Source organism: Prevotella sp. oral taxon 376 (assembly GCF_003043945.1).
Taxonomy (GTDB): Bacteria; Bacteroidota; Bacteroidia; order Bacteroidales; family Bacteroidaceae; genus Prevotella.
Map to the genome: position 1 here is coordinate 122,419 of NZ_PYXG01000002.1, position 24,282 is coordinate 146,700.

Consider the following 24,282-nt stretch of genomic DNA (forward strand, 5'->3'; position numbering starts at 1 on the left):
CTGCAAAGATAGTAATAATATCTTATATTACAAAATCAGTTATATGAAATGTCTGTTTTATGAAAATTAAATATACTGAGCAGTATACAAATCCATTTATGATTGTATGAGTCTTTTAGCCATGTTAGTTGCGGCACGCCGCCCGTCTCCCATGGCGAGGATTACAGTCGCACCACCGCGAACAATGTCTCCGCCTGCAAATATATTGGCTTGCGAACTTTGCATCTCGTCATTGACAACGATGGTATTCTTCCGCCCAAGTGCCAAGCCGGGAATTGACTTTGGAACCAGTGGGTTGGGGCTGACCCCAACGGCAACAATCACCTGGTCGCAATCCACGGTTAATGTTTTTCCGGTAACTTCTGGTCTGCGTCGTCCGCTTGCATCAGGTTCTCCAAGCTTCATTACATCAAGAACTGCTGCCGCAACCCTGCCGTTTTTGTCAGATATATATTCTTTAGGATTATGCAAGGTTAGGAATTTGATGCCTTCCTCCTTTGCATGCTTGACCTCCTCCAGACGGGCAGGCATCTCTATTTCAGACCGACGATAGACCAGTGTAACATCGGCACCGAGACGCTTGGCTGTGCGGCAAGAGTCCATGGCCGTGTTACCTCCACCTACTACTAAGACCTTTTTCCCCAATATGATAGGAGTGTCAGTTTTAGGATTTGCCGCATCCATGAGGTTCACACGAGTAAGATATTCGTTGGAGCTCATGACATTGATGAGGTTCTCCCCAGGAATATTCATGAAATTTGGGAGCCCTGCCCCAGAGCCAACAAAGATGCCCTTAAATCCTTTTTGCTCAAGTTCATCTATGTTAATGGTCTTTCCGACTATGCAATCAGTCTGGAAATGAACCCCTATCTTTTTCAGGTTTTCTATTTCGACATCAACGATGCGGTTAGGAAGGCGGAATTCCGGAATGCCATATTTCAAAACCCCGCCGATTTCATGCAAAGCCTCAAAAACATAAACGCTAAACCCTCTTCTGGCCATGTCGCCGGCAAAGCTCAATCCTGCAGGCCCAGAGCCTATAGTGGCAACCTTAATGCCATTGGCAGGTTCCATTTCTGGCAGTGAAATATTTCCACTTTCGCGCTCATAGTCAGCAGCAAATCGTTCAAGATGTCCAATGGCAACTGCAGGGCCATTCATTTTAAGGTGGATACACTGGCTCTCGCATTGTTTTTCCTGTGGGCATACACGACCGCATACAGCCGGAAGGGCAGAGGTGTTCTTCAAGACCTTGGCAGCGGCCAGATACTCTCTACGCTCAATATTCTTGATGAACGAAGGAATATCAATGTTTACAGGACAGCCTCCTACACAGGTTGGTTTCGCACAGTCAAGACAACGCTTTGCTTCCATGACAGCCATCTCCTCTGTAAGTCCTTTGTTTACCTCTTCAAGTCGTGTCGTTGCACGATACGCAGGATCCAGTTCGGGCATCTTAACGCGTTCGATAGCCATCCGTTCCTTTGGTTTCATGGATATTCGTAAATCTTTACGCCACTGGGCATTACGATCTGTTAATAGCCCTATAGAGTCGTCTACCCTAATCTTTTCTTCGGTACCCTTTTGCGTCCTCGGGATTTCATGGCTAATCTTCTCTATGTGTTCCGCATAGTGTTCCATTTCATCACGCTCTACGCTTTTGAATGTGCTCATGCGCTTGAACATCTCGTCCCAATCAACTAAATCTCCGTCAAATTCCGGACCGTCAATACAAACGAACTTGGTCTTTCCACCGATGGTAAGTCTGCATGCGCCACACATGCCAGTACCGTCTACCATGATGGTATTTAAGGATACATCATTAGAAATATTGTATTTCCTGGCAAGCAAAGAACAAAATTTCATCATGACAGGAGGCCCGATGGCAAGTACCTTGTCTATATGTTCTTGGTTGATGACCTTTTCCATACCAACCGTAATGACTCCTTTTTTTCCCCACGAGCCATCGTCTGTCATAATGATGACCTCATCGGAAAACTTCCTTACATCATCTGCCATGATGACAAGTTCTTTCGTGCGCCCTGCAAGAACGGAAATGATACGGTTACCTGCCTGTTTCAAAGCTGTTAGAATAGGTAGGATTGCGGCAATTCCAATGCCGCCACCTGCGCATAGAACCGTTCCGTAATTCTCTATTTTTGAAGGATTGCCGAGAGGCCCCACAATATCTTTTACCTCGTCGCCGACATTCAGACTGCAGAGTTTGGTCGAAGAAAGGCCAACTTCTTGGATTACCAGGTTAAGTGTACCTTTCTCCACATCAGCTTTAGCAATGGTATAGGGCACTCGTTCACTATTGTTGTCAACACGGATGATAATGAAGTTGCCAGGCTTGCAACTCTTAGCTATCAATGGGGCCTCGACTTCAATGTTGAAGACTTTTTCTGAGTATTGATTTTTGGAAACGATTCTATACATGATATGAAGATTAATGTCCTTGTATAAATATAATAAACCCTCTTCGCCACATATAAAAAGGTTAAGAGAGTTTATCGAAATAGTCAAAAGTTCTTGTCGTCAAGCATATCAAAGCCACAATACGGAATGAGCACCTTGGGCATGCGGATTCCTTCCAGAGTCTGGTTGTTCTCGATAATGGTCGCGGCAATACGGGGAAGCGCCAGCGCCGATCCGTTCAGGGTGTGGCAGAGCTCTATTTTTTTGTCTTCTGTGTGGCGGTAGCGACAATGTAGCCGATTGGCCTGATAACTTTCGAAATTGCTTACCGAGGAGACCTCTAACCAGCGTTTCTGGGCGGCACTATAGGTTTCGAAATCATAGCAGATTGCCGAAGTGAAGCTCATATCTCCGCCGCAAAGTTTCAGAATGTGATAAGGTAATTCAAGTTTCTGAAGCAGCCCCTCCACATGTGTGAGCATTTCTCGCAGACTTTCATAAGAGTGTTCTGGTTTATCAATGCGCACAATTTCAACCTTATCGAACTGATGCAGACGATTCAGACCTCTTACATCCTTGCCATAGCTGCCAGCTTCGCGGCGGAAACATGCTGAATAGGCACAACGCTTGATGGGCAGATCCTTTTCGTCAAGAATTACATCACGGAAGATATTTGTAACAGGAACTTCTGCTGTCGGGATGAGGTAAAGATCGTCAAGATTAGCATGATACATCTGTCCTTCCTTGTCTGGAAGCTGCCCTGTACCCAGCCCCGAGGCTTGGTTCACCATATAGGGAGGTTGAATCTCGAGATATCCAGACTTGCGAGCCTCCTCTAAAAAGAAAGCTTCCAAGGCACGCTGAAAACGAGCCATCTTGCCGATATAGATGGGAAATCCTGCGCCTGTGATTTTAACGCCAAGATCGAAGTCAGCCAGATTATATTTTTTCAAGAGATCCCAGTGGCAGAGAGGGGAAGGTCCGAGGTCTGGAATCACGCCTCCTTCTCTTACTACCACATTATCTGTTGCATCTTTCCCCTCTGGAACTTCCTCATTGGGAATGTTCGGGATGGTAAGCAGCACTTCTATCATGTCTTGTTGTGCTTTCTCCATGATTTTCTGAAGTGCTTTATCGGCGGATTTTAGTTCTGCTACCTGATTCTTTATCTTGTTAGCCTCATCTCTTTTGCCATCCTTTATCAAGCTGCCAATTTGCTGTGAAAGTTGATTCTGCCGTTGTTTATTAGCATCCAGCTTCTGCTGTGTCAGACGACGGAGCTTATCATATTCCAAAACTTTTCCTACGGTACTACGGGCATTATGGAAGTGTTTTTTTTCAAGCCCCTTGATAACGCGTTCGGTTTCCTCACTGATGAGTTTTAATGTGAGCATATTGCTATATTTTATAAGATTTTTTTTATCTTTGCAAAGATACAAAATATATTTCAAACAAAATAACAAATAATATTTAAAACCAAGGTGAATATTTTTTGTTTCCTTTGGGATTCTCGAGAGACATTTACTAATGAAGAATGCCAATCTTCGGGTTGAAGATTGGCATTCTATTTATTTGTGTGGAATAAGTTTTGTTGGTTGTATTAAACTTCAGCCTTCTTTGTTTTCTCAGCGTAAGCCTCTGGTGAGAGGACTGAGACTGTACTCTTATCTCTGCGACCTTTGTGGAAATAAACCACACCGTCGGTAAGAGCATAAAGGGTATCATCTTTACCTTGAGCTACATTTTCTCCGGGGAAGTGCTTGTTACCGCGCTGGCGAACGATAATGTTGCCTGCTACAATCTTCTGGCCTCCCCAAATCTTAACGCCTAATCTCTGAGAAGCTGACTCGCGTCCGTTCTTAGAACTACCTACACCTTTCTTATGTGCCATTTCTAATCCTCCTTGATTTAAGCGATTACTTGTTTAACTTCAACTTCTGTGAACTGAGCGCGATGACCGTTTTTCTTACGATAGTCCTTACGACGCTTCATCTTGAAGACGATGACCTTGTCTCCCTTGACAAGAGGGTTCACTACTTCTACTACAACTTTTGCGCCCTCTACCGTGGGTGCGCCCACTTTGACAGTTCCCTCATTATCTAAGAGGAGCACTTTGTCAAATTCAACAGTCTTACCAGCCTCTACATCTTTAATGTGATGCACGAAGAGCTTTTTGCCTTCTTCAGCCTTGAACTGTTGACCGTTAATTTCTACAATTGCGTACATTTTAATTTTATAAACGGGTTTTTCCGCAAGGCGCCCGACCTTATATCGGAACTTTTTCGAGCCTATACGAACTAAATCGGATGCAAAATTAATAATAAAAGTTGAAAGTAGGGTGATGCAGGCAATCAGAAATCTTAATTTTAAGAGAAATTAACGGCGGATTCCATAAGCAAGTACAAATTTAATATATTTCTTCCTTAATCATGTCTTTTGGCTTGACAAATCTGTTTTTCTTTCTGGGCCTATTGTCTTCCTTTCCACCAAGGTAACAATCGCTCCCTTGCCATTCTTTCCGACAATGGTATCCGTCTTCCAGTCACCCAAGGTCTGACCATTGGCGTGGGCAGGCCTGTCATCGATGGACATGCGGTTGGGTATCTGGATTTTTGCGCCTTGCACCTCTTTGTCCTCAACACGGCCAGATGCCCGTCATAAACTCCCTTCGCGTTGGAATTGCGTTTTCGCTCACGGCATCAGTGCTGACTGACACACCAATCGTATCAGCGATGAAAATAAGTGAGCATTTACAAAATTAATTAATTTTAGGGAGAAGGGCGAAAGTCCTTCTCCTTTTTTGTATTACTTAAGTTATCCGCCGATGCTCTTGGGGGCATCGTGCCCCCTGCCGCAATGAAAACCACCACGGTGGTTTTCATTGGCATCTTATCTCGGAGATGTTGCACTTCTAATTGGAAAGAGCGAGCAGAGTCTCTGCTGCTACATCCATCTGCTTTTTACCTCTTAGTTTAGTACTTCACGAAGGGGCGGACATGGTAGCCCCTAGTATAATACTTGAAGTTTGCGCCCCAATTTAAGAAGGAGGTGCTCGGGGCGCAAAAGCCAGCGCTAGTAGTATTATTCTCAGAACTCGACCAATACTGCTTTGAACTTGCTAATTCAGTTCCCCCCACTTGAGTAAAGGCGACCTCTGCCAAGTAGCCATACCAGTAGTAGCTGTGATAAGACTCAGTTATAGCTGGTATATCAACAAAGCCCAAGGGGAATAGCCATTTAAAATCGCTATACGATGGCAGGTACCATTGTAGTGCAGGTGAACCGGAATAAGCTACGCCAGGATTGTAATCGGCAGCAGCTTTAAAAGGAAGAAAATCGGGATTGGTTGCTTTTACGCCGATACTTCCTGTGCTGTAACTGGAATTCCATGTTTCGTCAATACCGCTGGCGGCTTGGCTATTTAAAGCATCATCCATGTTTGTTACCATGTGCGTGTTGGTTTGTGTATTGTAATACGTGTTTGTACACCACCTCACTGTAGCTCCGCCATTGGCATCGTTTAAGGCGATAGCCATATGATTATCTTTGTCTAATACCAGAGCAATGGGCGTTTTTGCTGTTGCTGTAGGGGCACCGCCAAAAGCGGTGTCTTTAAAATGACCGGTGGTTCCGTCGCTCATGAGGTAAGTGTAGTTAGGTTTGAGCTTGATTTTGACGAGGTATGATTTTCCCGGCTGCATTGATAGCGTAGTATTGAGTTGAGGGATGGTAGCTGTAAGCGGTTTCCAGAAGAGGGTGCCTGCCGAAAAGCTAAGTTTCAGGTTAGAGGTTTCGGTGGTGGGGAGAAAGTAGTGATAATCGGTGCATGTAGAAGTGTAAGTATAGTTTTGACCGAACCTCGACCCCCAGTATTTGCCCTGGATACTAGCTGGTGAATTGTTGGATTCTGCGGCTATAGCGCCAGGAGTTCCGGTGTAGGCTTTTGTTGTGGGATTGTAGGTTACACTCACAGGAATTACATTGGTGGCTGTGGCTTCAAGGGTAGCCGTGATAGCAGTAGGGATATGTTTCTGGCAAACGAATTGAGTGCGCAGGCGGGCACCGACATGCTTCATCGAGAAATTCACGTGCACATCTGCGCTACCGGTAATGTTGATGGTGGTTGCGCCCATTCGTGTTGTTTGTACCTTGTTGCGTGTTACGGTCAGTTCATTACCGCTAACGGTTACATCGTCGTTGAACGCAACGAAGTCGTAAGTGCCGTAGGGCAATCTGAAGCTCTTTTGCGAACCGCCGTCAGGAGTGAAGTTGCCTCCGCTGAAGGTGCCGCTCATTTCGCCTTTCAGCACGCCGGCTTGGTAGGCGCGGATGGTGTAGTGGCCGTTGGCCGGGGTTTGAGCGCCGCGGGTCTTCTTTGCCGCCGGCTCGCTCTCTACGCTGATCTCGGCTTCGCAGTCGCCCATATCTATTGTTTGCGGTTTCGCTTCTGCTGCCCCTGTGGCTCTGGTTAATGCCTCGTCTTCGCCGAAGTCTTCATCGGTAAAACTGAACTGAACCGTTTGTGTCGGTTCTTTCTGTTCGTTGTTGTTCCCGTTGATGCTGTCGTCGCTGTTGCTGCAAGCTGCTACGAATAGCAGCAGGGCCGCGCCGGTTATCACTGATAAAATCGTATTCTTTCTCATTGTCATTTGCTTTAAATTTTCATTATTCAAATTCGTATTCTCCTCCGTCGACATCCTCGTCGGCGTCCCAGTCTTCTTGTTGCGAACCTGGGTTCGGGCGCACGGATGTGCAGATAAACCGTTCGACCTGCACCTCGATCGTCTCGATCTGCGGTGCCTCGTACGGCCGAACCCAATCGGTTAAATCACTTGTCTTCTTTCTCATAACTTTCATATATTTTAATGAATAATTTTGGTCTTATTTTGCTTTTCGTCCCTTGCCGAAAAGGCACGACGAAACGAACAAAGGGAACTCCATAGAGCCCTTTGTTGATGGGGGACACGCTTCTCACACGCGCGTACGAAAAAGTATGAATTTATGTAGTTAGATAGGTCTCTCTCCTGTGTGTGTTAGCAAATTATTTGGATTGACCAAATAATCGGGCATAAAAATCGCGGAAAAGTTACCGCTCTTCTGCTCAAGGCTTACACCCTTTATACCTGTTCGATATGTCATGTTGCCATTACTCACAACGGCAAAGGTATAACATTTTTTTAGAATAACCAAAGAATTACGAAAGAAATGTTATCTTATCTCAGAGATGTTGCACTTCTAATTGGAAAGAGCGCAGCTTCTGATTTGGGTTGATTCTGGGCCTTTAGGGAAGCAAGGGGGCATATCAAAGGCCTTCAAAGATGCGACAAAGTCGGTGAAACCGCACGGCAAAATCGTGATTCCGCGAGATGAGATCACCGATTCTGTGAAAGGAAATATGATATGCGACGGATTCCTTGACCGAAGTATTACAAGAGGACAGTTGATGCCGGTGAAATAGGGGAGAAACCGACACTTCTACGATTCGGGAAAATATGGGGAAACAAAAAAGCGATGAACTTCACAGTCAATCGCTCCACATTCAATAGGTATTAGCTTTCTTTAAGGTAAAAAGATTGTTTTCAGGATAACGAGAACAAAAGTAATATGTTTTTCTGAAAATTCCAAATTTTTAAAGAAACTTTTTTGAAAATTCAGATTGTGCGCCCACACAACTCCTTTTTGTTAGTGTAATTCTTCATGCAAATAATAATAATCGTTATTTTTTTTGTATTTTTGCCACTATATACATAATATGCGTATGATGAAGAAACTCTTTAAAATCGGGCTACTTGTTTTTTGCCTTACCGTTCCAGACCTTCTTGTCTCATCGCAGGTGAGATATGATGTGAGCCTTGAAAACTGGGAGTTCTCCCACGATAGTCTGCACTGGGAATCGGTAAAAGTGCCTCATGATTGGGCAATCAATGGCCCTTTTGACAAAAAATGGGACTTGCAGAAGGTGGCAATTGTTCAGAACGGCGAAACTCTGGCTACGGAGAAAACCGGTCGTTCGGGAGCTCTTCCCTGGATTGGGGAGGGCTGGTACAGGACTTCTGTCGTGATTCCGCCGGCAGACGACGGCGTTTATGATTTTAGGTCGCACACGGAACTTTGGTTCGATGGTGCCATGTCGGAGCCCATGGTCTATGTAAATGGCATGCGTGCAGGATATTGGCCTTATGGATATAATGCTTTTCGCGTGGACATTTCACCTTATTTAAATAATAATGGAGAAAAGAACGAGGTGCTCGTGCATCTGCGGAACATGGAGGAAAGCAGTCGCTGGTATCCTGGGGCCGGACTGTATCGCCCTGTGCGACTGGTCAGTTCAAGTGATTGTCGTCTGGACGACTGGTCTGTTTATTTCCGCACCATAAGCCAGAATGCCAACGAGGCGGTTGTGGGCATAGACATACAGGCCGTCAATGCCTTGCAATTTGAGGATATGCCCGCATTTGTCAGGTTCATGCTTTTAGATGATAAGGGGAAAGAAATGGCTTCGCAAGATGTCTCATTGGACAAGGAGGACAAGGCTCGTGCACGGATAAAGATACCAAGTCCACGGTTGTGGTCTCCGGAAACGCCCTCTCTCTATACGCTTGTTTGCCAGCTATATTGTGATAACACCCTGTTTGACGAGCTGGTAAAAAAGGTGGGGGTGCGTATCGTGAAGATAGACAAGGAACGGGGACTGCAATTAAACGGCGAGTCAAGAAAGCTTCGGGGAGTTTGCCTGCACCATGATTTGGGTCCCTTAGGGGCAGCAGTCAACAAGGATGCCCTCATTCGCCAGGTAAAAATCTTAAAGGATATGGGGTGTGATGCCATACGAACTGCGCACAACATGCCCTCTACGATGCAAATGGAAGTCTACGACTCATTGGGCATGATGGTCATGGCCGAGAGTTTCGACATGTGGATCTATCCGAAGTGTAAGAACGGCTATGCACGCTTTTTCAAGGAATGGGCCGACAAAGACATTGCCAATCTCGTCTTGAATCATCGCAACCATCCCTCCCTGATTATGTATAGCATCGGAAACGAGATACCGGAGCAGGGGAGTGAAGAGGGTGTGATGTATGCCCGGCATTTGCAGGATATTTGCCATAGGCTGGATTCCACGCGCATGGTAACCCAGGGATTAGACCAAGTGGACAATGCCCTGGAATCGGGATTCGCACAAGTGATGGATGTGCCCGGATTTAACTATCGAGTGCATAGATACATCAAGGGACACGATGAGCTTCCCCAAGGGTTCCTCCTTGGTTCTGAGACGGCCTCTACTGTAAGCAGCCGTGGAGTGTACAAGTTTCCCGTTGCGGTAAACAAGGATATAACTTATTCTGACGGACAGGTGAACGGCTATGACAATCAGTATTGCCCATGGAGCAATTTGCCGGAGACAGACTTCATGATGCAGGATGATTATTCGTGGACGATAGGGCAGTTTGTGTGGACGGGATTTGACTATTTGGGTGAGCCTACTCCCTATGATGAGTACTGGCCTTCGCGTTCCAGCTACTTCGGAATCTGCGATTTGGCAGGGATTCCGAAGGATAGGTATTACCTTTACCGCTCACAATGGAACAAGAAGAACCACACCGTTCACCTGCTTCCTCATTGGACATGGCCGGGACGGGAAGGGAAGGTTACGCCGGTGTATTGTTATACAGATGGAGTTGAGGGCGAATTGTTCATCAACGGCAAGTCGCAAGGCCGAATCAAGAAAGACTTTTCAAAGCATGCATGGGACATGGAACCCGATAGCGTGAATGCCTGTCCCCTGTTGGACAGATATCGCCTGCGCTGGAATCATGTGCGCTATGAGCCCGGCGAACTGCGTGTCGTGGTCTACGACTCAATGGGAAACGAGATTGGCGAGGATGTGCGCCGCACCGCAGGCATCGTGGCGGGATATCGCGTCGATGTTTCCAAGGAGCCTTCCTCCTATGATGGCAGCGACTTGGTGTATCTTACGATCAGTGCCGTAGACAAAAAAGGCGTCGAAGTGCCCGATGCCGATAGGGACTTGAGTTTCTTCGTGAGTGGCAATGCGGAGTTTAAGGCTGTATGCAATGGCGATGCCACGAGTCTGGAATCCTTCACGAAGCCGCGGATGAAGCTGTTTAAGGGGAAACTCGTCATCACCCTCAAGAGAACCCAACCGAACGGGCATTATAGGCTGGAGGTAACGGATGGTCGAATCAAGACTACATTCCGTGGTGAATGAAGAGCGCCGGAGAAGGAAGAGCGAGTGCCTTTGAATGAATTACAAACAGCTTGTAACACCCTTACCAGCGGCTGGTAATCCTGTTACAGGCTGTTTGTAATGCCGTCATCAACGACTGGTAACACATTCGGAAGTATCCTGTTGCTGTGCTTGGAACGACAGCTTACCTGAATGTGAGCTCTTCCTTGTTAGGATTCTTTCCAATGGAAATCGTATCCCCGGGCTTGAGATCGCCCGAGAGAATGAGTTCCGAGAGGCCGTCCTCGATATAATTTTGGATGGCTCTCTTTAAAGGCCGGGCCCCAAACTGCACATCATAGCCTTTCGAGGCGACGAATTCTTTGGCCTTGTCGGTGATCTGAAGATGATATCCCATGTCTTCAACCCTTTTAAACAGATCGCTCAAATCGATATTGATAATCTGCTTGATGGCATTGATATCCAGCTGGTCGAAGGTGATAATCTCGTCGAGACGATTGAGAAACTCGGGCGCAAACTGCTTGCTCAAGCTCTTCTGGATGACGGATCGGGCGTATTGCTTGTCTTCCTCGTTGATGCTGAGGCCGGTAGAACCGCTCGCGTTGAACCCGATTCCATGTCCGAACTCCTTCAGTTGGCGGGTTCCCGCGTTTGAGGTCATGATGATGACGGTGTTGCGGAAGTCTATCAGGCGGCCGTTGCCATCGGTGAGACGACCCTCGTCGAGCACCTGCAGCAAGAGGTTGAATACATTCCCGTGCGCCTTTTCGATCTCGTCGAGAAGTACGATGGAGTAGGGATGGCGGCGGACTCGTTCCGTAAGCTGTCCGCCTTCTTCATATCCGACATATCCTGGGGGAGCCCCGATGAGTCTTGACACATTGAAACTCTCCGTGTACTCGCTCATGTCGATGCGGATGAGGGCCTCAGGAGAACCGAACATGAATTCTGCAAGTTTCTTTGCGAGATAGGTTTTGCCAACTCCGGTGGGGCCCAAAAACATGAAGACGCCGATGGGATGATTCGGCTCCTTCAGTCCCACACGGTTGCGCTGGATGGCCTTGACCATCTTGTTAATGGCCGCGTCTTGGGCTATCACGGCCTTCCGGAGCTCATCAGCCATGCCTTTCAGGCGAATGCCTTCGGCTTGTGCCATTTTCTGGACAGGCACTCCGGTCATCATGGAGACGACATCGGCCACCTCTTTGTCTGTGATTTCAACACGATTGGTCGTGTCTCCGTTTTTCCATTGCTGCTGTAATTGGACGAGTTCGGCCTCGGATTCGAGCTGTTTGTCGCGGAAGCCCGCTGCCAATTCAAAGTTTTGATTCTTCACAGCTTGCTGTTTCTTCAGTTTCAAATCCTCAATCAGCCTCTCCTTCTCCGTAATTTCCGGTGGGATCACGGCATTCTGAAGGTGTATTCTGGAACCCACCTCGTCCATTGCGTCAATGGCCTTGTCGGGGAAGAAGCGGTCGTTGACATACCGGTCGGTAAGCTTCACGCAGGCCTGCAGCGCCTCATCCGTATAGTTCACATGATGATGGCTTTCGTATCTGTCTTTGATATTGCGAAGTATTTGCAGGGTTTCTTCGGCCGTCGTGGGCTCTACGAGCACTTTTTGGAAGCGCCTTTCCAGGGCCCCGTCTTTCTCGATGGAATTACGGTATTCGTCTAAAGTGGTGGCGCCAATACACTGAATGGTTCCTCGTGCCAAAGCCGGCTTCATGATATTTGCCGCATCCATACTCCCGGGCGTGCTGCCCGCACCGATCAAGGTGTGTATCTCATCGATGAAGATGATGATGTCGGAATTTTGTTCCAGCTCTTTAAGCAGCGCACGAATACGCTCCTCGAATTGGCCACGATATTTGGTTCCCGCGACGATGGCCGTCATGTCGAGGCTGACCAGCCGCTTGTTGAACAAGGCCGGAGAGGTCTTCTTCTTAGCGATAAGTTGGGCAAGTCCTTCAACAATGGCACTTTTGCCGACTCCCGGCTCGCCAATGAGAATCGGATTGTTCTTCTTCCGGCGGCCGATAATCTCGATGACCCGTTGAATTTCCTTCTCTCGGCCCACCACGGGGTCGAGCTTGTCTTTTTCGGCAGCAAGCGTGAGATCAGTGGAAAAGTTATCCAATACCGGGGTTTTGCCATTTTGTCGGCTTGTTTGGGTGACAGTTTGTCGTTGTTGTCCCTTGTTGTTGTCGGTAGCCCCGTCGTTTTCGTCCATCTCATCATCGTCCGGCAGTCCGATCCCATCATGTGTGCTTGTCTGCTTTTGCAGGTACGCAAGGGTATTCTCGTAATTTATATTGTTGAATTCAAGTATTTCCTTTGCGCCGTTATTCACCTGATCATGCAGGATGGCAAGTAGAAGGTGGTGGATGTCCACCATCTGGGTATGTTGTACCCGGGCCTCCAAAACGGCCAGTTTAAGAATGTTGCTGGCCTTTTCGTTAAGCACGAGCTCCGCTGTAACAATCGGTTCGTTAAGCTCATCTTCGCGGACACGCAGCTCGAGTTCAGTCTTGACTGACTGGATATTTACATTCATGCGAGCGAAGAGGTCGGGGATGATCCCCGTCTTTTCCCTCAGAATTCCGAGCAGCAAATGCTCTGGCCCGACTGACCGACTGGCCAACCTTGTCGCCTCTTCACGTGAAAATGCAAGAATTTCGGAAACTTTAGGTGAAAATTGACTAGTCATATCTCTCTTTTATCCTTTCTTTTTCTAATATCGTTGTTGCAAATATACTTATTTCCTGCATAATATAGGCAAATGTTGTGCCAAAAATAACTAAAAAGCTAAGGCAACCCGATTTTTCCGGTTGCCTTAGCCATCGTACACCCTTAGGGATTCGAACCCTAGACCCACTGATTAAGAGTCAGTTGCTCTACCAACTGAGCTAAGGGTGCTCATGAATCTTCTCTGTATTGACAGCGGTTGTACACCCTTAGGGATTCGAACCCTAGACCCACTGATTAAGAGTCAGTTGCTCTACCAACTGAGCTAAGGGTGCATTCTGCCGTTGCTCTTCGAAGTGTAGTTTTCGAATTGCGTGTGCAAAGGTACTACTATTTGAGGAAACCACCAAATATTTCTTTGTTTTTTTTGGAATTATTTTTCATCGCAAAATGACTGTATAACGGTATCTATATTTATAATATGTAGGCTTATAAACCATGTTGCGAGATAAGCAGGACCTTATTCAAATAGGAATGGGGATTTTCCATAAAAGAAGGGCGGAAAGGAAAAAAATATCCGGTTTTGTTTTTTATTACAGAAAAAATAGCTATCTTTGCAGCCGTATTCGCCGATATGGCTCAGTTGGTAGAGCAACGCATTCGTAATGCGTAGGTCCCGGGTTCGAGTCCCGGTATCGGCTCCAAAGGTAACTTTGAATGCATGGCATATTCGCGGAATTAGCACATCGGTAGTGCACGGGCTTCCCAAGCCTGGGAGGCGGGTTCGACTCCCGTATTCCGCTCATGGGTTTAACGGCGGGCTCCCTTCTTGAGATTTGAGAAGAGGGCCCGTTTGTTTGATGGGGCTTTTATTGCTGCAAAATGTTTGATGGATAAAGACTTGGGATCTTTTAGCGAAAGTCTTTGTGTCACAGCCCCGTTTCTTATGCATCTATGTATATGTTATCTTCAAATTGATTCACATGACATCTTCATGTTTTAAAATAAAGAAACTGGACCCTATTCACATTCCCTCATGAATTCAAGCCAACCTTGATGGGGAAAGTCAATGTCGAGTTTTGGTGTGAAAAACTAAATTATCGTAAAATAAAGTGTGTTTTTAGAAAAGAAATAAGGCGATATAAAAAAAATATTGTATCTTTGAAACTTGAAACGGGCTGACTGATCTATATGGAAAAATATATCCGCAGTATATAATTTAGATGAGAATTTCAGCTTGGAGAACATCTCATGTAGGGCTTTATGCGGCTCTGGAGTAAGTAGAACGACAATAAACCTTTAAAACAAAACGAATATGAAGAAGTTAATGATCTTGGTTCTGATGATGCTTGGCACATCAGTAGCTTTTGCCGCTCAAAGTGATGCCTTGAAAGCCATTTTGAAAGCAAAAACCTTTGACGAGGCTGAAGCTTTAGTTAAGTCAAGCCTCAATTCTCTTATGGGCAACGAAGAGAAAGCCGCGGCCTATAATAAACTTACTGACCTTGCTATGGAAAAGGTCTCAAAGGAACAAGAGGCCATGCAAAATAACCAGATGGTTGATCAGTTGAAGACAGGAAAGCTCGTCCCTGTTGATACAATCGGCTATGAGAAGGCTTGCTATGATGCAGTTCTGAATGGTCTTGAATGTGAAAAATACGACATTCTCCCGAATGTAAAGGGCAAGGTCAAACCTAAATTTCATGATGCGAATGCTAACCGCTTGTGGCCTATCCGTACACAGTTGATTATGTACGGTCAGGGGATTGGAGAAAAGGACAAGAACTTGGCACTAAAAGTCTTTAGTACATATGTAGATAGCAACAAGAGCAGCCTGTTCAGCGGTATTGATCAGTCGAAGCGTCCGGATGAGTATTTAGGTGAGGTGTCCCGTGTTGCGGCTGTTTATGCTTACCAGACAAAGGATATCGACTTGGCCAACAAATATGTAGATATTGCGCTGGAAGATACATCTACTTATAAACAGGCTCTGGACATGAAGATATTCTTTGCGTCTCAAGGTCTGAAGAACAGAGAGGATTCATTGAAATTTGAAAAGACTTTGGAAGAACTCTATGTGAAGAATCCGGAAAGTGATGTGGTGTTTGGTCAGCTGACCTCCCTCTACCAGTCGCTCGGTCAGCCAGAGCGAGGGACAAAGATGATAGAGGATCGTCTTGCGAAAGATCCGAACAATTATACCGCGTTGGCAATGAAAGCCCAGACAGACATGAACGCCCAGAAGTATGACGAAGCCATTGCTGGATTCAAGAAAGCGCTCTCCGTAAAAGATGATGAGCCGTTGGTTTATGCCTATATGGGTTTCTGCATCAATGCAAAGGCTGCTGCCAGCCAGAGCGTACAAGATCAGAAGAATCTTTATGCAGAAAGTCTGCCTTATTTGGAAAAATGCCGCCAGATTGATCCTGATCGTCAGCATGCCAATTGGGCATATCCATTACTTCAGTGCTACTATTCCTTGTATGGCGAAAACGATGCCCGTACAAAAGAACTTGAGACTTTAATTAAATAAATAGTATAAACCAATCTGATGGGGGAGCCTGTATTCTTGGAATAAAGGCTTTCCCATTTTGAATTATAGCAGATGGAGCGGTTTTCTCTTCTTACAATTTGGATGTTGGGCACATGGTTAAATTTATGCGCCCAGCGGATGGATTATCGTAAAGAGGCGGAGAATTTGAATTATCAAGTCAACTTTCTAATAGGTCAACTTGAGAGTACGACCGATTCCGTTTATTATTACAACACGCTTCAAAAGACCATAAGTACAGCCCTACAATGCGCGGAATATGATTCAAGAGCTAACAAGGGGGGGAAGATAAAAAACAAATATTTCCAACAACTTAAACATGAAGTAGTACCGCTTCGCGAACATCTGATAGATGGCGCATGCTATTATTATCGACACTCGCGCGGAGAAGATGCCATCCGAGCATTAGAGTTATATTTATCAACAGGAAAAAGCTCTCTTTTCAAAGAACAGCCAACGAATCCCGCGGCAGCCTATTACGCGGCCCGTATTGCCTATGGCCTGAAAGATTATCAGCGTGCGGAGCATTATGCAAATACTGCGCTCTATGAAAAAAAATATGCGAAAAGAGCGGCCGAGATAAAAGTGGATTGTATGCGCCAGTTGATGCGAACAAGCACCGATTCATCCAAGTATGTCATTGCCTTGTTGGATTTACATGATAAAGATCCGCAGAATCAAAATTATCTACTTCAACTGATACGCTATTTTTCATCACCTGGGCATGAGCGGGAAGTGATGCAGTTCGCCAATGGCGAGGTCCAAAAGTATCCCCGGAATAAAGTTATATGGGAGTTCAAAGGTGAGGTAGAGATGTCGCGGCATAACTGGGCAGGAGCCATTGCCGCATTTAATCGTGCCATTAAGATAGACTCGCTTTATGTGCCAGCGATATATAATATCGGGGTTTGCTACTCCTCAGAGGCACAGCAGGAAAAGGCAAGCCAGGAAAAAGACCATGGAGGACTGAAGGGAGAAGATATAAGAAGGCTTAAACATAAGTTCGACTTAAGTCGGCAGTATTTGGAAAAGGCTGAAAGGCTTGACCCAAAACAAGAGATTGTACAATGGGCCGCTCCACTTTATCAGGTTTTATATGCGCTTGATGACAGTAAAGCGGCGTCAGTCAAACCGTTAATAAAGCAATAGGAATTGAGAGATGAAAAGGATAATAAATATAGTTTTTTTACTTTTGATGGTACTAAGCGTTGCTGCCCAGAAAAAAGACATCTCCAAGGCAAGGGACTATTTGAAGTCTGGCAAGAATCTTGAACAGGCCGAGCAATTAATGCAAAAATTATTGGAAGACACAGCGCATCGGGAGAATAAGAAGATATGGGCAATACTTTTTGATGCTCAGAGAAAGCAGTATGAACAAGGGAACGAAAAGCTCTATCTGAAGCATCCATATGATACGGTAGCTTTGTTTACTATTGCAAGTAGGATGTTTACGACTGCGGAAAGATTGGACTCCCTTGAAATGAAACCGGATAAGAAAGGAAAGGTTAATATCGAGTATAGGAAAAAGCATGCCGAATACTTAAACCAATATCGCCCAAATCTATATAATGGCGGAACCTTTTTTATAAACAAACAGAAATACAAAGAAGCATATATGCTTTTTAACCAATATATAGAATGTGCCCATGAGCCTCTTTTCAGTTCTTTCAAATATAATGAGACCGACCCATTGATGCCAGTGGCTGCTTACTGGGCTGTTTATTGTGGCTATAAGATGCAAGACCCAAAACTTACCTTACATCATACATATTTGGCCCTTAAAGATGAGAAGCACTATGACTTAATGTTGCAATATCTTGCCGAGACATATAAGCTGGAAAAGGATACTGTCCGCTATTTCCAAACCATTCAGGAGGGATTCCAGAAATATCCTAAATTCCCGTTTTTCTTTCCGCGTCTGATAGAGTATTATTCAAATCGTGGACAGTGGAGCGATGCGATGCAGGTATGTAATTATGCTTTGGCGGCAGATTCGACAAGCCATCTGTTTCGTCTTGTGAAAAGTAGCATTCTACTTAATATGGGCAAATATGCGGAGTGTATTTCCATCTGTAATGAGCTTTTAGCGGAAAACACCCATCTTGCAGATGTTCAACTCAATATAGGTCTGGCTTACTTCAATCAGGCCGTGGAATTAGACAAGACCACACAGGTGTCGCATTCACGAAGGAACAAGATCGTGGAGCTTTACAAGAAATCGAGGCCCTATTTAGAAGAATATCGCAAAATGGCCCCCAATAAGAAGGAGCGATGGGCAGTTCCGCTATATACAATCTATTTAAACCTCAATATGGGAAAGGAGTTTGACGAAATCGACCATATATTAAAGAAATGAAAGAGATAAGTGAAATATTAGCGAAGATGCATCTTGAGTCTCTCAATGAAATGCAACAAGCTGTGTCCGGTGCGATTCTCAATACCGAGGACAATCTCATGATATTGTCGCCTACAGGTACAGGCAAGACATTAGCATACCTCTTGCCTTTGTGCCAACGATTGAAATCTGAGATAAATGCGGTACAGGCTATAGTTATTGTCCCTGGAAGAGAGTTGGCCTTGCAGTCCTCTTCCGTCTTGAAAGATATGAGCAGCGGACTTCGTAGCTGTGCTTGCTATGGAGGGCGTGCGACCATGGATGAACATAGAACTCTTCGTCAAGTGCAGCCTCATATTATATTTGGGACGCCGGGAAGATTAAACGACCATTTGGACAAGGCTAATGTTTTGGTAGACAATCTCCGGTATATCGTTATCGACGAATTTGACAAATGTCTGGAGATGGGATTTCAGATTGAGATGCAGAATCTTATAACTCGCTTGCCCCAAAGTGCTCGCCAGATACTTCTTTCTGCGACGCCCGCGGAGGAAATGAAAGATCAGAGGATTCTCAACCCCCAATTTAAGACGCTCAATTATATCTCCAACATAAAACAGATATCAGACAGGATTACGGTTTATACAGTCCAAAGTCCCGAGAAGGACAAGCTGAATACTCTGCGCGAACTACTTCTTCATCTTGGCGATGCTCAGAGTATTGTGTTCTTGAATTACCGTGAGAGTGTAGAGCGGGTATCTGGCTACTTGCAAGAAGAGGGTTTCGGTGTAAGTTGTTTCCATGGAGGATTAGAGCAGAGTCAAAGAGAGGCTGCCCTTTATAAGTTCTCAAATGGCTCTGCAAATATTCTTGTAAGCACTGATTTAGCCTCACGCGGTCTGGACATACCCAATATTGAAAATATTATTCACTATCATTTACCGGAAGCTGAAGAAGGCTATACCCACCGTGTTGGCAGAAGTGCGCGCTGGGATGCCAAAGGAAACAGTTTCTTTATTTTAGGTCCAGGAGAGTCGGTTCCCGATTATGTGGATGCCGATGTGAGTCCGTTTATTCCCTTGGGCAACAAGAAGACGATCCCCATTCCTAAGATGTCGACATTATATATTGGTAAAGGAAAAAGAGAAAAACTGTCGAAAGGTGATATTGTTGGCTTTCTTTGTAAAAAAGCCAACCTGCAAGGAAGTGAGATCGGGCACATAGATATAAAGGATTATTATACTTATGTGGCTATTCCGAAATCGAAAGTCAACCAAGTCCTAACACTGACAAATGGTCAGAAAATCAAAGGAATTAAAACTGTATTTGAGGAAGTTAGATAAATTTTTGCTTAAAATTTTGTTTATTCAAATAAATAATGTAACTTAGCAGCATAATTTTAACATTTAAATTTTATGGCTATGAAGATGTATAATTTTAATGCAGGCCCCTCAATGCTTCCAAGGGAAGTGATTGAAAACACGGCAAAACAGATTTTGGATTTTAATGGTACAGGATTGTCTCTTATGGAAATCAGCCATCGAGCAAAATATTTCCAGCCTGTTGTTGACGAGGCAGTCGCACTCATTAAGGAATTACTTGATATTCCAGAGGGCTACTCGGTTATCTTCCTTGGTGGCGGTGCTTCATTGCAGTTTATGCAGATTCCCGCAAACTTCTTGATCAAAAAAGCTGCTTATCTTAATACGGGAACATGGGCAAAGAAGGCATTGAAGGAAGCAAAGCTTTATGGGGAAGTTGTAGAGGTGGCTTCTTCTGCTGACGCGAACTACACTTTCTATCCGCACGAGTATCATGTTCCAGAGGATGTGGATTATTTGCATATTACCACAAACAATACGATTTACGGAACGGAGCTCCGTAAGGACCTTGATGTGAAAGTTCCAATGATTGCAGATATGTCCTCAGACATCATGTCGCGCCCTGTAGATGTTAGCAAATATACCGCTATTTATGCAGGTGCCCAGAAGAATATGGCTATGGCTGGTGTAACGGTAGTGATCGTTAAAGATGACATGCTTGGAAAAGCTCCCCGTGAATTGCCTACGATGATAGACTATCGCACCCATGTGGAAAAAGGTTCCATGTTTAATACCCCTCCTGTTGTGCCAATCTATAGTGTACTTGAAACCATGCGTTGGGTGAAGGCCCAAGGTGGAGTAAAGGAAATGGACCGTCGTGCGTTGGAGCGTGCCAAGATGCTTTATGATGAGATAGATCGCAACAAACTGTTCCATGGAACGGTAAAAGAAGAAGACCGCTCTGTCATGAACATCTGCTTTGTAATGAATGACGAATACAAAGAACTGGAAAAACCCTTCTTCGACTTTGCTACAGAGCGTGGTATGGTTGGCATCAAGGGACATCGCTCAGTAGGCGGATTCCGGGCTTCTTGCTATAACGCCCAGACTCTTGAGGGAGTTAATGCTCTCGTTCAGGCAATGAAAGACTTCGAGTCTAAGTATTAAATTTCAATAATCATGGGGACGGGACATCTCCGTCCTCACATAAATATATAAGGTATGAAAGTTTTAGTTGCAACCGAAAAGCCTTTTGCTCCAAAGGCTGTGGAAGATATTAGAAAAGAGATAGAAGGGGCAGGCCATGAGTTGGTTCTGCTTGAGAAGTATACCGATAAGACCCAACTGCTTGAGTCTGTTCGGGATGTAGACGCCATGATTGTCCGTTCAGACAAGGTTACCCAGGAAGTGCTTGATGCGGCGGAGAATCTAAAAATCATAGCCCGCGCAGGTGCCGGTTATGATTCTATTGACATTGAATATGCCAAGACGAAAGGTGTGGTCGTGGAGAATACCCCCGGTCAGAACTCAAATGCTGTTGCAGAATTAGTTTTCGGCCTTTTGGTCTATGCCGTTCGCAATTTTTATAATGGCAAGAGCGGTACGGAACTGATGGGAAAGAAACTTGGCATCCTTGCTTTTGGAAATGTTGGCCGCAATGTGGGCAGGATTGCCAAAGGCTTTGGAATGGAGGTCAGCGCATACGACGCTTTCTGTCCTGCCGAGATTATAGAGGCTGCCGGTGTGCATGCTTGCAACAGTCAAGACGAGTTGTTCCAGACAAATGACATTGTTTCCCTTCACATCCCCGCAACTCCGGAAACCATTCAGAGCATCGATTATCGCACTGTCAATCAGATGGGCAAAGGTGGCATCTTGATTAATACGGCCCGAAAGGAAGTTATCAATGAGCCAGAGCTCCTCAAGCTGTTTGCTGATCGTGGGGATTTAAAATATATATCCGACATTAAGCCTGATGCAGACGAGGAGTTCAAGAAATTTGAGGGGCGCTATTTTGCCACACCCAAGAAGATGGGTGCCCAGACGGCTGAGGCCAACATCAATGCCGGTATAGCTGCCGCCAGGCAGATTAACGCCTTCTTTGCAGAAGGTTCAACTAAGTTTCAGGTAAATAAGTAGTTTCTTCTATGGCAACAGTCAAACCTTTCAAGGGAGTCCGTCCACCACGGGAATATGTGGAGGAGGTGGAGAGCAGGCCTTATGATGTCCTTGATTCTGAAGAGGCCCGGCAAGAGGCGGGCCATAATGAGAAAAGTCTTTATCATATTATCAAGCCTGAGATAAACTTTGCCCCGGGAACATCAGAATATGATCCCCGGGTCTATGAGTCGGCCGCGGCACATTTCCAGATGTTCCAAGACAAAGGCTGGCTTGTCCAGGATGCCGACGACCATTATTATATCTATGCTCAGACCATGAATGGAAAGACGCAGTATGGTCTTGTCGTAGGTGCCTATGTGAACGATTATCTTACGGGCGTGATCAAAAAACACGAACTTACCCGCAGAGATAAAGAAGAAGACCGCATGAAGCATGTGCGCATCTGCGACGCCAATATGGAACCTGTCTTTTTTGCGTATCCAGACAACGCCGTTCTCAACGCGTTGCTCCTGCGTTATGCCAAGACAACTCCAGAATATGATTTTGTGGCTCCGATAGACGGATTCCGCCATCAGTTCTGGGTGGTTTCTGACCAGGGAGACATTGACACGATCACCGAAGAGTTTCGCAAGATGCCGAGTCTGTATATCGCGGATGGCCATCACCGCAGTGCGGCAGCAGCTCTGGTAGGAGCCGAGAAAGCCAGACAAAATCCGAATCATACGGGAGCGGAGGAGTATAACTACTTTATGGCCGTATGTTTTCAGGCTTCACAGTTGACAATACTCGACTATAATCGTGTAGTTAAGGATTTGCATGGCATGTCATCGGAAGAATTTCTTTCTGCCTTGACTAAGAACTTCGAGGTCGAGCAGAGAGGAACAGCCAACTATAAGCCTCGGCACCTGCATGAATTCAGTCTCTATCTTGACGGTGAATGGTATAGCCTCACAGCCAAGCAGGGTACTTATAATGACATGGATCCTATCGGAGTGCTGGATGTAGACATCTCCTCCCGCCTTATCCTGGATGAGCTTCTTGGAATCAAGGACTTACGCTCAGACAAGCGGATAGATTTCGTGGGTGGGCTCCGAGGCCTGGAGGAACTCAAGCGCAGGGTTGATTCTGGCGAAATGCGAATGGCATTAGCCCTTTATCCTGTTAGCATGAAGCAGATAATGGATATTGCCGATAGCGGTAAGATCATGCCACCCAAGGCCACATGGTTTGAACCTAAGTTGCGTAGCGGATTGATAATTCACAAGTTGTCTTGATAGACTCATTCCAAACGATAACCAACGAAATAAGCGAAGGATTTTACTCTGAGAAGCGGAGTAAGTTCTTCGCTTTTGCGCATCATGTAACTTCTGTTGACGAGATAAAGACTATCGTGGCTTTTTATCGTAAGAAATACTTTGATGCACGGCATGTCTGTCATGCGTATATGTTAGGCGCGGAGCGCAAGGAATTCCATTCAAATGATGACGGCGAGCCTTCTTCAACGGCGGGGAAGCCCATCCTCGGACAGATCAACAGCAATGGTCTGACTGATATCCTGATAGTAGTTGTCCGTTATTACGGGGGAGTTAACTTGGGAACAAGCGGCCTGATTGCTGCCTATAGGAGCGCGGCGGCGGACGCGATAGGGAATGCCCGGATCGTGGAAGAGATCGTTGAAGAACATATTACCTATGATTTCACCTATCCGATGATGAATGAGGTCATGCGGATCGTGAAGGACATGAATGCCCGAATCATCAGCCAACACTTTGACAACACCTCTTCGATAACGCTCGGCATCCGCAAGAGCGAGGCCGAGAATCTCCGCGATCGCCTGGCTAAGCTTTCATTCTTATGATAGGATGCCGCAAGCCCTCTGACAATCTCGGCGATTTCGTCGCACAAAATCGCCGAAATTGTCAGACGAAATCGCCGAGATTGTAAACCTGGAAGCGGCAAACGGAATCTGTTGAAGCAACCAGCCCTTCCGAGTTCTTTCTCTGTTAAATATTTAGAAAATCACCCTTGTTCTTCTTTGTTCTTTCTGATTTTTCTTATATTTGCGACATTGATAAACCATAAAATTACTTGAGAAAAATGAAAAAAATCTCTATTCTTCTTGTTTCTTCCTTGCTGATAGGCTTTGTTTCATGCGGCAATAAGGCATCTAATACCGCAGAGAGCCAAGATTCAACGGATGTATCCAAAGTCCTGCTTGATTCAAATTTCATGAAAGGTGCTGCGGGAGATTATCTGAGCTATGACCTTCAGCGCACGATAACGCTGAATGCTGACGGAACGATAACAACAAAAGGCATTGACCAAGAATATACGGAGTGGGAGCTTGCCTCACAGCCGGCAGCCGGCATGGCAGAAATCAAGGTGAGCCGTAAGGGCATTGACGCGATCGTAAAGGATCCCGGAGCCATTGACTTGAATGACGGCCGACTTCTCATTAAAGATGAAACCTATCGCAAGCAGGCTCAAAAGAAGAAGTAAAGATTCGGTTGCATACTGGCAGGTGGCCGTGGTTTTGAGGTCATAGTTTGCCCCCTTCGGTGTTTCGTAGGTTGTTAAGTTTACGAAATGAGAAGCTTTTTATCGGATTTTTCTTTGCCGTTTTCAAAATAAGTATTAC

18 protein-coding genes and 4 tRNA genes are annotated in these 24,282 nt (G+C 45.5%); 12 read left to right on the top strand and 10 right to left on the bottom strand.

What is annotated here, in order from left to right:
- Positions 1–96: 96 nt before the first annotated feature.
- The 7 genes from C7120_RS09970 to C7120_RS10000 all read right to left on the bottom strand — a co-directional run bounded on the left by C7120_RS09970 (position 97) and on the right by C7120_RS10000 (position 7,266).
- Positions 97–2,439 carry a bifunctional dihydroorotate dehydrogenase B NAD binding subunit/NADPH-dependent glutamate synthase gene (locus C7120_RS09970; RefSeq protein ID WP_107621922.1) on the bottom strand — a complete coding sequence of 781 codons (2,343 nt, stop codon included), beginning with the start codon at positions 2,437–2,439 and terminating at the stop codon, positions 97–99.
- A gap of 83 nt (positions 2,440–2,522) precedes the next feature.
- Complete coding sequence (gene serS, locus C7120_RS09975; RefSeq protein WP_107621552.1) at positions 2,523–3,812, bottom strand: serine--tRNA ligase; 1,290 nt, start codon at positions 3,810–3,812, stop codon at positions 2,523–2,525.
- A 206-nt stretch (positions 3,813–4,018) separates the two neighbouring features.
- Positions 4,019–4,309 carry a 50S ribosomal protein L27 gene (rpmA, locus tag C7120_RS09980; RefSeq protein ID WP_107621553.1) on the bottom strand — a complete coding sequence of 97 codons (291 nt, stop codon included), beginning with the start codon at positions 4,307–4,309 and terminating at the stop codon, positions 4,019–4,021.
- Positions 4,310–4,326: 17 nt separating this feature from the next.
- Positions 4,327–4,644: a 50S ribosomal protein L21 gene (gene rplU, locus C7120_RS09985; protein ID WP_092110612.1), complete on the bottom strand. Its 318-nt coding sequence runs from the start codon at positions 4,642–4,644 to the stop codon at positions 4,327–4,329.
- Between the two features lie 201 nt (positions 4,645–4,845).
- The gene (locus tag C7120_RS14370) at positions 4,846–5,043 is read right to left on the bottom strand and encodes a hypothetical protein (protein WP_107621554.1); all 198 of its coding nucleotides are present in this window, start codon (positions 5,041–5,043) and stop codon (positions 4,846–4,848) included.
- Positions 5,044–5,390: 347 nt separating this feature from the next.
- Positions 5,391–7,061, bottom strand: coding sequence for a hypothetical protein (locus C7120_RS09995; protein WP_107621923.1), 1,671 nt, complete (start codon positions 7,059–7,061; stop codon positions 5,391–5,393).
- A gap of 22 nt (positions 7,062–7,083) precedes the next feature.
- Positions 7,084–7,266 (bottom strand): hypothetical protein, encoded by a 183-nt coding sequence (locus tag C7120_RS10000; RefSeq protein WP_107621924.1) that lies wholly within the window; start codon positions 7,264–7,266, stop codon positions 7,084–7,086.
- A gap of 913 nt (positions 7,267–8,179) precedes the next feature.
- Between C7120_RS10000 and C7120_RS10010 the strand changes: the two genes are divergently transcribed.
- Complete coding sequence (locus C7120_RS10010; RefSeq protein WP_107621925.1) at positions 8,180–10,648, top strand: DUF4982 domain-containing protein; 2,469 nt, start codon at positions 8,180–8,182, stop codon at positions 10,646–10,648.
- A 163-nt stretch (positions 10,649–10,811) separates the two neighbouring features.
- Here C7120_RS10010 and C7120_RS10015 read toward each other — a convergent pair whose 3' ends face one another.
- The 3 genes from C7120_RS10015 to C7120_RS10025 form a co-directional block, all read right to left on the bottom strand.
- The gene (locus tag C7120_RS10015; protein WP_107621556.1) at positions 10,812–13,337 is read right to left on the bottom strand and encodes an ATP-dependent Clp protease ATP-binding subunit; all 2,526 of its coding nucleotides are present in this window, start codon (positions 13,335–13,337) and stop codon (positions 10,812–10,814) included.
- A gap of 136 nt (positions 13,338–13,473) precedes the next feature.
- Positions 13,474–13,546, bottom strand: a tRNA-Lys gene (locus tag C7120_RS10020).
- A 31-nt stretch (positions 13,547–13,577) separates the two neighbouring features.
- Positions 13,578–13,650: transfer RNA gene (locus C7120_RS10025), tRNA-Lys, on the bottom strand.
- A gap of 293 nt (positions 13,651–13,943) precedes the next feature.
- Between C7120_RS10025 and C7120_RS10030 the strand changes: the two genes are divergently transcribed.
- The 11 genes from C7120_RS10030 to C7120_RS10080 all read left to right on the top strand — a co-directional run bounded on the left by C7120_RS10030 (position 13,944) and on the right by C7120_RS10080 (position 24,143).
- Positions 13,944–14,019 (top strand) — tRNA-Thr (locus C7120_RS10030).
- 28 nt (positions 14,020–14,047) lie between these two features.
- A tRNA-Gly gene (locus C7120_RS10035) sits at positions 14,048–14,118 on the top strand.
- A 512-nt stretch (positions 14,119–14,630) separates the two neighbouring features.
- The gene (locus C7120_RS10040; RefSeq protein WP_107621557.1) at positions 14,631–15,848 is read left to right on the top strand and encodes a M48 family metallopeptidase; all 1,218 of its coding nucleotides are present in this window, start codon (positions 14,631–14,633) and stop codon (positions 15,846–15,848) included.
- A 72-nt stretch (positions 15,849–15,920) separates the two neighbouring features.
- On the top strand, positions 15,921–17,015 hold the full coding sequence (locus tag C7120_RS10045) for a lipopolysaccharide assembly protein LapB (protein ID WP_107621558.1): 1,095 nt from the start codon (positions 15,921–15,923) through the stop codon (positions 17,013–17,015).
- A gap of 10 nt (positions 17,016–17,025) precedes the next feature.
- Entirely contained in the window at positions 17,026–18,222 is a 1,197-nt protein-coding gene (locus C7120_RS10050; protein ID WP_107621559.1) for a M48 family metallopeptidase, read from the top strand.
- Positions 18,219–19,544, top strand: coding sequence for a DEAD/DEAH box helicase (locus C7120_RS10055; protein WP_107621560.1), 1,326 nt, complete (start codon positions 18,219–18,221; stop codon positions 19,542–19,544). The genes C7120_RS10050 and C7120_RS10055 overlap by 4 nt, the downstream gene beginning before the upstream one ends.
- A gap of 78 nt (positions 19,545–19,622) precedes the next feature.
- Positions 19,623–20,690, top strand: coding sequence for a 3-phosphoserine/phosphohydroxythreonine transaminase (gene serC, locus C7120_RS10060; protein ID WP_107621926.1), 1,068 nt, complete (start codon positions 19,623–19,625; stop codon positions 20,688–20,690).
- 54 nt (positions 20,691–20,744) lie between these two features.
- Entirely contained in the window at positions 20,745–21,662 is a 918-nt protein-coding gene (locus tag C7120_RS10065) for an NAD(P)-dependent oxidoreductase (RefSeq protein ID WP_107621561.1), read from the top strand.
- Positions 21,663–21,670: 8 nt separating this feature from the next.
- Positions 21,671–22,918, top strand: a complete 1,248-nt coding sequence (locus tag C7120_RS10070; protein ID WP_107621562.1) for a DUF1015 domain-containing protein — start codon at positions 21,671–21,673, stop codon at positions 22,916–22,918.
- Entirely contained in the window at positions 22,915–23,502 is a 588-nt protein-coding gene (locus C7120_RS10075) for a YigZ family protein (protein WP_107621563.1), read from the top strand. The genes C7120_RS10070 and C7120_RS10075 overlap by 4 nt, the downstream gene beginning before the upstream one ends.
- A 239-nt stretch (positions 23,503–23,741) precedes the next feature.
- Positions 23,742–24,143: a hypothetical protein gene (locus C7120_RS10080; protein WP_107621564.1), complete on the top strand. Its 402-nt coding sequence runs from the start codon at positions 23,742–23,744 to the stop codon at positions 24,141–24,143.
- Positions 24,144–24,282: the final 139 nt, after the last annotated feature.

What these genes read in the sequence shown, in the direction of transcription:
- C7120_RS09970 (WP_107621922.1), bottom strand. Translation starts at nt 2,439, where the DNA reads ATGTATAGAATCGTTTCCAAAAATCAATACTCAGAAAAAGTCTTCAAC.
- serS (WP_107621552.1), bottom strand. Translation starts at nt 3,812, where the DNA reads ATGCTCACATTAAAACTCATCAGTGAGGAAACCGAACGCGTTATCAAG.
- rpmA (WP_107621553.1), bottom strand. Translation starts at nt 4,309, where the DNA reads ATGGCACATAAGAAAGGTGTAGGTAGTTCTAAGAACGGACGCGAGTCA.
- rplU (WP_092110612.1), bottom strand. Translation starts at nt 4,644, where the DNA reads ATGTACGCAATTGTAGAAATTAACGGTCAACAGTTCAAGGCTGAAGAA.
- C7120_RS09995 (WP_107621923.1), bottom strand. Translation starts at nt 7,061, where the DNA reads ATGAGAAAGAATACGATTTTATCAGTGATAACCGGCGCGGCCCTGCTG.
- C7120_RS10000 (WP_107621924.1), bottom strand. Translation starts at nt 7,266, where the DNA reads ATGAGAAAGAAGACAAGTGATTTAACCGATTGGGTTCGGCCGTACGAG.
- C7120_RS10010 (WP_107621925.1), top strand. Translation starts at nt 8,180, where the DNA reads ATGAAGAAACTCTTTAAAATCGGGCTACTTGTTTTTTGCCTTACCGTT.
- C7120_RS10015 (WP_107621556.1), bottom strand. Translation starts at nt 13,337, where the DNA reads ATGACTAGTCAATTTTCACCTAAAGTTTCCGAAATTCTTGCATTTTCA.
- C7120_RS10040 (WP_107621557.1), top strand. Translation starts at nt 14,631, where the DNA reads ATGAAGAAGTTAATGATCTTGGTTCTGATGATGCTTGGCACATCAGTA.
- C7120_RS10045 (WP_107621558.1), top strand. Translation starts at nt 15,921, where the DNA reads ATGGAGCGGTTTTCTCTTCTTACAATTTGGATGTTGGGCACATGGTTA.
- C7120_RS10050 (WP_107621559.1), top strand. Translation starts at nt 17,026, where the DNA reads ATGAAAAGGATAATAAATATAGTTTTTTTACTTTTGATGGTACTAAGC.
- C7120_RS10055 (WP_107621560.1), top strand. Translation starts at nt 18,219, where the DNA reads ATGAAAGAGATAAGTGAAATATTAGCGAAGATGCATCTTGAGTCTCTC.
- serC (WP_107621926.1), top strand. Translation starts at nt 19,623, where the DNA reads ATGAAGATGTATAATTTTAATGCAGGCCCCTCAATGCTTCCAAGGGAA.
- C7120_RS10065 (WP_107621561.1), top strand. Translation starts at nt 20,745, where the DNA reads ATGAAAGTTTTAGTTGCAACCGAAAAGCCTTTTGCTCCAAAGGCTGTG.
- C7120_RS10070 (WP_107621562.1), top strand. Translation starts at nt 21,671, where the DNA reads ATGGCAACAGTCAAACCTTTCAAGGGAGTCCGTCCACCACGGGAATAT.
- C7120_RS10080 (WP_107621564.1), top strand. Translation starts at nt 23,742, where the DNA reads ATGAAAAAAATCTCTATTCTTCTTGTTTCTTCCTTGCTGATAGGCTTT.